Origin of the sequence: uncultured Paracoccus sp. (genome assembly GCF_945915435.1) — a bacterium.
Taxonomy (GTDB): Bacteria; Pseudomonadota; Alphaproteobacteria; order Rhodobacterales; family Rhodobacteraceae; genus Paracoccus.
The window spans coordinates 20,203-30,965 of sequence record NZ_CAMEFG010000046.1 but is presented as its reverse complement, the minus strand read 5'-3'; the positions used below and the strand labels follow the sequence as shown (position 1 = coordinate 30,965).

Sequence of the window (10,763 nt, the reverse complement as noted above, 5' to 3'; positions counted from 1 at the left end):
TGGACACTATCAGCCCCAGATTCCGCCCGTCAGAGCAGCGTCAGCGGACGGAGACGTCCTTGAAGGTCTTTTGGCAACTGCGCGAATCTTGCTCCCTATCTGACCAGATCCCTGCCGAGCAGGAGCTTTCCGTGGTGATAGCGCAGGAAGGGAGAGTTGGCGCAACCGGAAACCGCTTCGATCTCCTCGATGCTACCCGGCGGCGGACTATCCTCGCCGGCCCCCAGGCATGGCGAATATCGAACTCCCTGATGAACGCCTTGATCTCATCGACGGTGACCAAGCCACACGGAATGCTCATCACATGACAGCTGGGTGGTCGATAGAAGAACGTGAATATGTTTTCATCCGGATCCCTGAGGTGGAAATCGAAGCAAAATTCCCGGACTGGCATCGAGATATTCAATGGCGCTCTCGAGTGAGCATTCCTCATGCACGATCTCGCCGGACTTCCAGTCGGTGATTTCATGTAGGGTAACCAGATCGGGCCTCAACAGGCTGAAGAAGCTGCGAAACCTGTCGAATGCACCTTGCGCGCGGTGAGCCGCCGCAAAAAGCACGATATTAGCGTAATCATCGGAAGTCATCGCGCCAACCCTGCACTGACGAATTTTCCAATATCCCAACGTCAGGTGGAAAGCGCTAGGTCGTGTTGACAAAAGGGCTTCCACTGGTCGGCGACCTATGATTCAAGCTCATCTCTACGTAGGAGGTGATCTTGGCGCGCAACCTGATATCCGACGATGAGTGGGCCTTCTTCGAGGGCTTCATTCGCGCCGTCCGGCACCCGAACGGGCGGAAGCCTGCGGATCATCGTCTTGTTCTGGATGGCATTTTCTGGATCGCAAGGACTGGTGCGCCTTGGCGCGACCTACCCCAGAAGTTCGGCAAGTGGTCGTCGGTCTACCGTCAGTTCCGGCGGTGGACCTTAGCGGGGCTGTGGGAGGACATCCTGGATGCTCTCAACCATGCCGGGGTTGCGCCGGACAAGCTGCAGATGGTCGACATCGAGCCGGTGAGCGCCACCGGTTCGAGCGAACCGGCGAGGGTGATCCGGGCGCATCATCATGCGGCAGGCGCAGTTTGAGGCAAAGAAACGTCCAGTGGACGTTTCGACCCGATCCGATAACGGGGACTCCGAAAGAGGCTCTTGGCCGTTCGAGAGGTGGGTTCTCGACCAAGATCCATCTCCGCGTCAACGGCGCTGGCCTCCCGATGAGGACCGAGATCACGCCGGGCCAGGATTCCGATTACACCGGCTACGATCTGGTAATGGCCGACAACTTGCCGCAGCCCGCCGTTCTGGTCGCCGACAGGGGCTACGACTCTGATGAAATTCGGGAAGATATCGAGAGCCGCAACGCCCTGCAGATGATCCCGATGCGCAAGAACCGGAAGATGCGCAAGGTCGACGACATGGCCATCTATACGCTGCGCAACATGGTCGAACGCTGCTTCAACAAGCTGAAGAACACCCGCAGGCTCGCAACCCGCTACGACAAAACCAAAGACAGTTTCCTCGGCTTCGTCGACATAGCCTGCATCAGGCTATGGCTTCGCCATTTGTCAACATGACCTAAGGCGTTTTCCGTTGCAAGCCCGAGAGATCCATTGGGTAAGGGTCTTGGTCTCCGCAAAGCGAAGACCAGACTCTGCCGATACTGAATTAAAAGGTTACTGAGTGGACCCTTTCAGCGTGATCACATCGAGCTTGCCGGTGTCTTTCGCATGGGCGACCCAGATATCGCCGGTGGTGGGGTCGATGGCGGTGTTGATCGGCTCGCCTGAAGTAGGCACGCGCAGCACCACGTCCAGCGTGTCCAGATCATGCACGACCACCTCCTTATCTCCGAGGTTGGCCGAGAAAAGCAGCCCCCGGTCGGCATCGACGGTGACGGCGTTGACCGACCCGGTTTCGACGGCATTCACCACGCTGCCATAATCGGCACTGGCAGGATCGGCATCGATTACGGTGATCTTCCCCGGTTCACCAAAGGCCGCGACGTAAAGCCGTTTCGTCGCGGGGTCGTATTCCGGGCGGGCGTTCGCGCCGACCTCGGCCTGCTCAAGCAGCCTCGGCAGGTCCGCGTTCAGCGCCAGATCCTGCGGGTTCGAAGTATCGACCTCACCCGCATCGAAAACAAACAGGTTTTCGCCGTTCAGCGCGCCCGCATAGACAAGGCCGTTTTCCTCGTCCACGGCGACCCCGATCACGCCAAGCCCGTCTGGCAGCGGCACGCGCGCCTCGACCGTCTTCGAAGGCAGGTCGACCACCGCGACAAAGCCGGGACGACGCTCGGCAGCATCGCCGCGCTGGCCGATATTGCTGACATAGGCCTTATGGGTCTGCGTGTTCACGACGACGCGGCGCATTCCCTCGAATATGGGCGAGCCATCCTCGAACTGCCACAGCCGGTCGTCATCGCTCGGCGCCCCCTGCGAAGCGTTGTAGATCACCATATGGCCGCCATAGCCCGCCTGCGGGTCGCGGCCGCGGGCGGTGGTGGTGACGATCGTCGCGTCAGGCTGGCCATCGGCACCGGTGGTGGTGCCGTCGACCGCCACGCCATAGGGCGAGAAGGTCGCGCGCATCGAGGCGGTGGTCTCTTGCTCGGAATCGACGCCCGACCAGTCCAGCGGATCGCGCTCGGTTCCCGAGCCGTCCGTGCGGGACAAGTCGAGGAAGGAATGCACGCCCACAAACGAACGGTTTGCGGAATCGAAGACCACCAGCTTGCCGCTGGCCGTCTGCGTCAGCCAGGGATCGCCGCCCGTATCGCGCGCCTCGCTGCGCCATGCGGCATCGGCGACGTAGACCCGGCCTGCGACCGGATCCAAGGCAAGCTCGAAACCGTCGTTGACGCCGGTGCCGATCGCCTCGACGTGATAGCGCCAGCCATTTTCAGCCGTTTCCTGAGCCTGTGCGGGGAGCACCGCCACAAGGGCAAGGCCGCCTGCAAGCACCGGTGCCAGCAGCAGCCTGCTCGTCGCGCGCCCCGTCATACCGGCGGGCCGCATCGCGTCTTTGCGAAAGATCGTCGTCATGTCGTACTCCTTTGAAGCCTACTACCGGGCGCTTGAAGCATATTGCCTGGCAGGTTTCTATTCTCGCTTGATGGTGAGGCTCGCTATCCGGAAAAGAACGCATGGCATCCGAAGGGCTGGCATAAAGGGTGGCACGTGGTATTTTCAAATAGTTCTCATTCATATCCTGTAATGGCACATAGCTTTTGAACTCATCTGGCCTCAACTATAGAGATCAGTAACCAATACTAGCGTTAAGTGCCTAATGCAACGAGCTTCAGATCTGTTTATGAGGTTCTTTCGAGGCAAATGGGACCGCCCCTGAGCGAAATAAGTGGAATCAATGTTGTTTCTACCGGGCCAACATGCTCATACCAGTAGCAGTTATCATCGGACGATAAACGCGCAGTCTCGATATTCTGATTTGGTGCGGCCAACGCTACCACTTCATCAGGTAGCGCAGCAGGCGCGCGCTCTATACTTTCTGAAACAACGGAACACCCTCCTATGGCAATAGCCATAAACGCGAATCCCAAAATATTTTTCTTCATCCTCATGCTCCAGTTCGCATTCAAGCCCATTTATAAAGCAACCAAAATTCAGCTATTAGCCGTTACTCGATCTTCACCGGGGTAAAGAACTGCGGTCACTCCCAAGTCAACTTTTTCGTATAGTTCGTTGACATGCGCCATTACCATTCGTACGCAGCCTGAACTTGCGCGAGTACCAATTGATTGAGGTAATGGTGTGCCATGTATTCGGAGGTAGGTGTCGCGTTCACCTACATATAGATAAAGGGCCCGCGAACCAAGAGCGTTAAGCGGACCCGGTTCCATTCCATCCGCATACTGCGCATATAATTCTGGTTCCCGTGCAATCATATTTGCTGTTGGCGTCCAGTGCGGCCATTTCGCCTTACGCCTGATCGTATAAGTGCCCGGCTCATAAAGATCGCCTCGACCGATTGCGACTCCATATCTTATTGCCGTGCCGTCGTTCTGAATATGGTAAAGATATCGTGCAACTGCATCAACATGAATATCGCCCGGTTTCAGCCCCGCATTTGCTTCAACTCGCACAGGAAGAAAGCGCGGATGCAGCCCCCAGGGATTTGACGTTGCCGAATTATAGAACGGAGGTGTAACTTCGGCATCCCAAGCGTTCATCTGCGCTTCTGACGGCCAGGAATTGGCCAGTAGCGCGGATGAGGAGATCGCTGCCGAAAACAATGTGGAACCGGTAATTAAGAAATGGCGTCTCGTTAGCACGATAGGATCCTTCATATGATGTATGCGTCACTGGTTGGATGGAAGTTTCTCGTGATTGATGGCATTCTTGTTGGCGTTATACGATTAACCATCAAAAGAGTGCAGGGGTGACACGATATAGCTGCTGCTGTTATTTTTGATTTTCAAGTAAGTTCCGCTGACCTCCCTCTGCTGCCCTGGGAAACGAAGTCGCTGAGCGCCATGTGTTCAATGTAACAATGTCAGGAGTTCTTTTTGCTTCATGCTCGGTCAAGACGAGATGATCGAGCGGGTTAACAGGGCTGCCATTGAGTCTTACCTCGTAATGCAAATTTGGTCCTGAGACGAGACCCGTAGCTCCCACAGCTCCAATCTGATCGCCAGCTTTCACACGAGATCCAACTGAAACTTCAGGAGAAATTCTCGACAGATGGGCATATCGAGTAACAGTTTCTTTGTCATGTTCGATGTCAATTGTGCGTCCATAACCGCGAATATTTCCTGCAAATACTACCCTGCCCGCACCAGTAGAAATCACAGGAGTTCCGATTGGTGCGGCATAGTCGACCCCGGTATGCATGCGTTGCCGACCGAGAACCGGATGTTTGCGATTGCCGAATCCGGACGAAAGACGGGCACTCGTAACCGGTTGCGTACTCCTTTGTACCGCTTCTCCATTTTCAAGAAGTATTAGCGGACTGTTTTGACCACGCGAAACTACCTCATACATTCGATCACCGAGAGTGAGACGCGCATAGGCTAGCCGAGGCTTCCCTATCGCGATGCCATTGGACAAGATCTCCTCCTGCCAGGCAAGAGCAACCGTCTCGCCTCCGCGAAGATCGCGTCGGAAATCTATATGACCCGTGGTCAATTCCACCATAGTATCAGAAAATCCCTCTGGAATACCGCGCTTCTTCATTGCATCATATAGCGTACCATCGATGGCAAGAATTTCTGTACGGTTTCGGGTCATCACCTCCCACGCACCCAATCGCTTAGAGTGCTCATCTTCAAACTTGAGTTTCACTGCAGAATCGATTGATTCTGATGCCCGTAAGGTGGTCAGGATAGTAGGTTCCTCATTAGATCTCCTCCATGCCAGAGGTTCACCAACGTGGAGATTGGAAGGAAAAGAGACATTACCTGCTCCAGAAATTCTCTCTATCCATTCCGACAGCATGTTCGGAGTTCGTAATGCCCCCTCGTCATTGAAAGGCTTGTCGCCGGTCAGAACCTGCGCAACCTTTTCTGATGCGATCAGATCAGGCACAGTTTGAAGCGTGATTTCATTAACTGCTGACGCAGCTATGAGCAGAGCGTCCAGAATTAGGGAAACTATTCGTTCAGGCATCTGGCAGGATGTCCTTTGACTAGCATCATAGAAGGCTGCGGTTTTTTATAACGAAGCGAAGCGGAAGGGAGTCGGTCATTCTCATCTCTTTCCTATTGCCGCATGTCTCAGGCATAGATCACGACCGGCACGCCGGGTTGCAGCATCGCGTAGATATCCTCAATCTCCTCGTCGGTGACAGCGATGCAGCCGGCGGTCCAGTCCCGGCTCCTGCGGACCTGTTGATTGCCTTCGGGCCCACGGCCGTGGAACATGATGTCCCCGCCCGGATCGCGTCCCAACTGCGCGGCAAAGGCCCGGTCGCGTTCGTTCGGATAGGAAATGCCGACCGAGAGATGGTAACGGCTGCGGGGATTGAAGCGGTCCACGAAATAGACCCCCTCGGGCGTCTTGCCGTCCCCTTCGAACTGCTTGTGGCCGACCGGCTGGAAGCCCAGCCCGAAATCGTAGGATCTCAGCACCGTCTGCCCGCTGACCAGGTGCATCCGGCGCTGGCCCTTGTAGACCACGACCTGAGTAACCGAGGGGCCGGAATAGGTCTTGAACTGCGGTCGCTTCGCTTGGGGCACGCCACAACCCGCGAGAGCGGTAAGAGCGGCCAGGGAAAAATGGCGTCTGTTCAACGGGATCATGCGGGAACTCTCCTGAAGGGTATCACTGCTCGCTTCCTGCGGCGTAGCTGCTGAAGACCTCGCTGCTGCCGTCCTTGCGGATCAGCAACACGTCATAGGCCTCGCGCCGGGATTCCGGCCCCATGCCGGGGCTGCCATAGGGCATGCCGGGCACCGCAATACCGGCGGCTTCGGGCCGCTCCGCAAGCAATCTGCGAATGTCCTCGGCCGGGACATGGCCTTCGACGAAATAACCCTCGATTTCGCCGGTATGGCAGGAAGAATGCTCGACCGGCACGCCCATATCCATCTTGTGTTGCATCAGCAGGGTGCCGAAGCGCTTTTCCGACCTGACCTCGAAGCCCTGCTGGCGCAGATATTCCGTCCATTCGACGCAGCATTCGCAGCCCTGCCCCTCGACGACATGAATGGCGTGAGCGGCATCGTCCTGCGCGACGGCGGCCCCGGGAAAGGCCAGCAGGATGGCGGCCAGCGCATTGCGGCTTGTGGTGGAAAAGGTTTTCATTCGATGGCCCTTCTGATCTTGGGGACCGCGAATTTGCGATCTTCGTGGAAATCGATGATGCTGGACAATGCCCCCGATGGCCGGAAGACATGCACGCCGGAGGTATGGTCCATGGTGTAATCGCCGTCGTCGCGCGGGATCCGCTCGTATCGGGCGCCGAATGCGCCGGCGGCTTGGGCGATCTCCGCGGGCGTGCCGGTCAGGCCGCGGATGCGGGGATCGAAGTTCGAGAGATATTCGCCCAAGATCTCCGGGCTGTCGCGCTCGGGATCGACGGTGATCAGGCTGACATGGATCCGCTCGGCGTCCGGCCCCAGGCTCTCCAGCCAGTCCGAGATGTCCATCATCGTCGTCGGGCAGACATCGGGGCACCAGGTGAAGCCGAAGAAGACCATGCTGGCCCGGCCCAGCCAGTCGCGCGGCGAGACGCGATCGCCCCGGTCGTCGGTCAGTTCCCAATCCATGCGGGCGAGGTCGATCCGGTCGGACGCGCCCGCATCGCCGCCGGTGATCCGCCGCAGGTCGCCGCTGCGCCAGGCGCCCAGGCCGGTCATGAAGCCGAAGGCGCCGAGGACCCCTGCCCCGCCAAGGATCAACCGGCGTCGCATTGCGCCTCCTGCGCCCGGATCGACAGGACGCGGGTATCGATCTCGACCGCGCCGGCCCGTTCGAATTGCAGCGTGACGGGGAAACTCTCGCCCTCGGTCAGGGGCGCCGTCAGCCCCATCAGCATGCCGTGATGGCCGCCGGGCGCGAGGCCGACGGTCTCGCCCGCCGGGATCTCGATCGCCTCGGCATGGGGCATCGAGGCGACGCCGTCTTCGACCACGGTCCGGTGCAGCATCGGCATGGCGGCGACCGGGGTTTCGATGCCCGTCAGACGGTCGGCGGTTTCGCCCTCGTTGCGGATCTCGACATAGAAAACCGCCGGGCGCTCGCTGCCGATGGTGGCGCGCGACCAGGCGCCGGTGACGGTCAGCCCGTGCGCCGAGACGCTGGCGCAGTCGGCAGCGGCGGCAAGGGGCAGCATCACGGCCAGCCCAAGGGCGGTTGCGAAGCGTTTCATCGGTTCAGATCCTTTCCTGAATATCCGCCAGAATCTCGGCCGCCGGGGTTTCATAGGGAAACTGGCGCAGCCATTCGCCATCGGGGCCGACCAGAAACAGCCCCGGGCTGTGCGACATGGAGTAGCCATCCGGGGCGGCAGGGTCTTCCTCGCGCCCGAAATGGACCTTGAAGCCCTCGGCGGCCGCCTGCGTCGCGGCACCATCGCCGGCAAGGCCGAGGATCGCCGGATGGAAGGCCGCCAGATATGCGGCCAGCCCCTGCCTGCGGTCGCGTTCGGGGTCGATGGAGATGAACAGCGGCTGCACCTTGTCGGCCTCCGGTCCGAGGTCGTCCATCACCTGCGCGACCTCGGACATGGTCGTCGGGCAGACATCGGGGCAATTGGTGAAGCCGAAGAAGACCAGCGCGAACCTGCCGCGGAAGTCCTCCATGCCATAGGTCCGCCCGGCCTCGTCCTGCAACGTGAAATCGGGGCGGAAGGCGGGCTGGGGCGGCTCGGGCCTCCGACCCACCCATTGCAGCGCCAGGACACCCACCAGTGCGAGTGCCACCAATGTCCAGAGAACCAGCCTGATCCGTCGCAGAGTCATTCTTCGTCCCTCACTGTGCGTTCACCGCGGCGGCGACGGCCGCACGCAGATTCTCGATGCTCAGATCCGTCAACCTTTCGCCGTTGACGAAGAAGGTCGGCGTGCCCCGGATCTGCATCGCTTCCACATCCGCCATGTCCTGGTTGAGAATCCCGGTGATGTCGGGATGCAGCCGGTCGGTCTGTGCCCGCTCCAGATCCAGCCCCGCCTGTCCGGCCAGTTGCCACGCCAGGTCCAGCCGCGGGTTGCCATGGACGGCCCAGGCGGGTTGATGTTCCAGTAGGATGTCCAGCACCGGCACGAACAGGTCCTGACGGCGGGCGGCTTCCAGGATGCGCACGGCCTCGTCCGACCCCCGGTGGAAGGGCGTATAGCGCAGCACGACGCGCAGTTCTTCGGGATGGTCGCGCAGCAGCCGGCTGACCGCGGGATGGAAGGCGCGGCAGGCCTCGCAGGAAGGATCGAAGAACTCGACCAGCGTCACCGGCGCATCCGCGGGCCCGAGGATCGGGGAGTACGGGCGGATCAGCGCATCGGGCTGATCCCGCAGGGTCTCGGCGATGGCGGCGGTCTGCGCGGCCTCGCGCCGCCGGGCGACCTGCCAGGCCCCGCCCGCGAAGGCGGCCGCGCCGAGGGCGAGGCTGCCGATGACGACGGTTCTGCGGTTCATGTTCGTTTTCCTTTCATCAGGCCAAGGCACAGCGCGATCGCCGCGAAGGCGGCAAGCGAGAGATAGGGGATCGGCAGGCCGAGGACGGTCATCTGCGCCCGGTCCGAGCAGGAGGGGCCGTCTTGCGTGCAGGGGCTGACGGCCTCGGGGATCAGCCCGGCGTAAAGGCCGGAATGCCACAGCGCGATGGCCAGCCCGGCCAGCACCAGCGGCAGGGCATAGATCCGCGCACCCGCATCCCCGCGCCACAGGCCGATGGCCAGGACCGGCACCAAGGGGAACATCGCGATCCGCTGATACCAGCACAGGGTGCAGGGCATCTGGCCCAGAACCTCGCCGATGAACAGGGCGCCCAGAGTTGCTGCCAGCGCGGTTACGAAGGCGACGAGAAGAAAAATTTCCGCAGTCGTCGTGGCTGTGCCGTGATCAGGCATTGGCGGGCCGGGTGATCGCATTGCAGGGTCTTCCGTTCGTTTGGTGGATGGATCCTGGAATGCCGCCTCGCCACGCGCTCCGTTCGCCACGAGCCTGCCCCAGACATAGAGTCCCAGATAGGCAAGGAATATGAGCGCGGCTGCGATAAGGGCTTCCGTCATGGCGCTAGGTCCTTTTCGCCATGGGAAGAAGGAACAGCACCGCGCCCAGAACAATCGCGATGTCCGCGCCATTGAAGGCCGGCCAATGGTAGCCGCGCCAATAGAAATCCAGGAAATCCGTCACGCTGCCTAGCCGGAGCCGGTCCAGAACGTTGCTCGCGGCCCCCCCGACGATCAGGGCATAACCGACGGCCTCAAATGGATGGCGGGCACGCAACGCCAGGAAGGCGAAGAGAGCGGTCAGCGCCGCTGTCAGCACGGCCATGATCAGCGGCCGCGTCGCCATGGTTTCGGCCAGCATCCCGAAGCTGGCGCCAGTATTGAAGCCGAGGGACAGGTTGAAACCGGGAAAGACCGCGACGGGCCATCCCTCGACCAGCAGGGAGAGTGCGACGGTCTTGCTCGCCTGGTCCAGCAGCAGGACCAGCAGGGCGACAAGTAGGAGGCTGCGCGGCTTCAAATCCGTTCCTCCCGGCGAAGGCCGATCCAGCGCGGCACCCGGGCGGCCCAAGCGTCATAAGCCGCGCCATGGGCGGCGCGCAGCACCCGTTCCTCCTCGCGGATCTGGACCGAGGCCGACCACAGGAACAGGACCGGCGCCAGCGCGGTGGGCAGCGAGGGGACCGCCAGCGCCACGCCAGCCAGCAGGACAATTTGTCCAAGGAAAGTCGGGTTGCGGCTGATCCGGTAGAGGCCGCCTGTCACCAGAGCACCGGTCTTGCCCGGTGCCACACCGACTCGCCATGAGGCCCCCATCGACATCTGCGCGGCGAAGGCCAGTGCCGCGCCGGTGGCGGCTGTGACTGCGCCGATTACGCCAAAGAGCGTGTGCTTCTCCGTCCCCCAGAGCGGATCAGCCCCATGCAGCATCGGGACCGCGAGCCACAGAATCGGCCCTGTCAACGCCAGAACGAAGGCAGCGCGGAAGCCAAAAGCTGCGAGCCGGCTTGTTCCGGACGCCTTGCCGAACAGCCAGACCGACTGTCCTGCGGCGCGGGCCGCCTCGATAGTGCCCCAGAAGAATCCTGCGAGATAGATCGCGAGGATGCCGAGGCTGATGCAGTTCGCCGGTGCCAT

At 60.6% G+C, this 10,763-nt stretch carries 14 protein-coding genes and 1 pseudogene; 2 read left to right on the top strand and 13 right to left on the bottom strand.

The annotated features are described in order from the left end of the window. Positions 1-308, top strand: a 308-nt coding sequence (locus Q0O97_RS14280) for a hypothetical protein (RefSeq protein WP_294930665.1), incomplete at its 5' end; no start/stop codon positions are given. Positions 309-344: 36 nt separating this feature from the next. Here the strand turns inward: Q0O97_RS14280 and Q0O97_RS14275 are convergent. Next, the gene (locus Q0O97_RS14275; protein ID WP_294930663.1) at positions 345-587 is read right to left on the bottom strand and encodes a hypothetical protein; all 243 of its coding nucleotides are present in this window, start codon (positions 585-587) and stop codon (positions 345-347) included. Positions 588-712: 125 nt separating this feature from the next. On the opposite strand from Q0O97_RS14275, the pseudogene Q0O97_RS14270 reads away from it, so the two are divergent. Next, positions 713-1,575, top strand: a pseudogene (locus Q0O97_RS14270) (IS5 family transposase). A gap of 99 nt (positions 1,576-1,674) precedes the next feature. On the opposite strand, the gene Q0O97_RS14265 reads toward Q0O97_RS14270, so the two are convergent. The 12 genes from Q0O97_RS14265 to Q0O97_RS14210 all read right to left on the bottom strand — a co-directional run bounded on the left by Q0O97_RS14265 (position 1,675) and on the right by Q0O97_RS14210 (position 10,763). Next, positions 1,675-3,045: a hypothetical protein gene (locus Q0O97_RS14265; RefSeq protein WP_294930661.1), complete on the bottom strand. Its 1,371-nt coding sequence runs from the start codon at positions 3,043-3,045 to the stop codon at positions 1,675-1,677. A 578-nt stretch (positions 3,046-3,623) separates the two neighbouring features. Beyond that, the gene (locus Q0O97_RS14260; protein WP_294930659.1) at positions 3,624-4,292 is read right to left on the bottom strand and encodes a L,D-transpeptidase; all 669 of its coding nucleotides are present in this window, start codon (positions 4,290-4,292) and stop codon (positions 3,624-3,626) included. Positions 4,293-4,422: 130 nt separating this feature from the next. Then, on the bottom strand, positions 4,423-5,625 hold the full coding sequence (locus Q0O97_RS14255; RefSeq protein ID WP_294930656.1) for a M23 family metallopeptidase: 1,203 nt from the start codon (positions 5,623-5,625) through the stop codon (positions 4,423-4,425). 107 nt (positions 5,626-5,732) lie between these two features. Then, positions 5,733-6,194 (bottom strand): L,D-transpeptidase family protein, encoded by a 462-nt coding sequence (locus tag Q0O97_RS14250; RefSeq protein ID WP_366125262.1) that lies wholly within the window; start codon positions 6,192-6,194, stop codon positions 5,733-5,735. Between the two features lie 85 nt (positions 6,195-6,279). Further along, on the bottom strand, positions 6,280-6,762 hold the full coding sequence (locus Q0O97_RS14245; protein ID WP_294930650.1) for a DUF411 domain-containing protein: 483 nt from the start codon (positions 6,760-6,762) through the stop codon (positions 6,280-6,282). Beyond that, the gene (locus tag Q0O97_RS14240) at positions 6,759-7,370 is read right to left on the bottom strand and encodes an SCO family protein (protein ID WP_294930647.1); all 612 of its coding nucleotides are present in this window, start codon (positions 7,368-7,370) and stop codon (positions 6,759-6,761) included. Before Q0O97_RS14240 ends, Q0O97_RS14245 begins: the two co-directional genes overlap by 4 nt. Beyond that, on the bottom strand, positions 7,355-7,828 hold the full coding sequence (locus Q0O97_RS14235; RefSeq protein ID WP_294930644.1) for a copper chaperone PCu(A)C: 474 nt from the start codon (positions 7,826-7,828) through the stop codon (positions 7,355-7,357). The genes Q0O97_RS14240 and Q0O97_RS14235 overlap by 16 nt, the downstream gene beginning before the upstream one ends. A gap of 4 nt (positions 7,829-7,832) precedes the next feature. Next, a complete protein-coding gene (locus Q0O97_RS14230) occupies positions 7,833-8,420 on the bottom strand; it encodes an SCO family protein (protein WP_294930641.1) in 588 nt (195 codons plus the stop codon). A 10-nt stretch (positions 8,421-8,430) separates the two neighbouring features. Next, entirely contained in the window at positions 8,431-9,090 is a 660-nt protein-coding gene (locus tag Q0O97_RS14225) for a thioredoxin domain-containing protein (protein WP_294930638.1), read from the bottom strand. Then, positions 9,087-9,524 (bottom strand): disulfide bond formation protein B, encoded by a 438-nt coding sequence (locus tag Q0O97_RS14220; RefSeq protein ID WP_294930635.1) that lies wholly within the window; start codon positions 9,522-9,524, stop codon positions 9,087-9,089. The genes Q0O97_RS14225 and Q0O97_RS14220 overlap by 4 nt, the downstream gene beginning before the upstream one ends. A 166-nt stretch (positions 9,525-9,690) precedes the next feature. Beyond that, positions 9,691-10,146 carry a signal peptidase II gene (gene lspA, locus Q0O97_RS14215; protein WP_294930631.1) on the bottom strand — a complete coding sequence of 152 codons (456 nt, stop codon included), beginning with the start codon at positions 10,144-10,146 and terminating at the stop codon, positions 9,691-9,693. Continuing rightward, a complete protein-coding gene (locus tag Q0O97_RS14210; RefSeq protein WP_294930628.1) occupies positions 10,143-10,763 on the bottom strand; it encodes an isoprenylcysteine carboxylmethyltransferase family protein in 621 nt (206 codons plus the stop codon). The genes lspA and Q0O97_RS14210 overlap by 4 nt, the downstream gene beginning before the upstream one ends.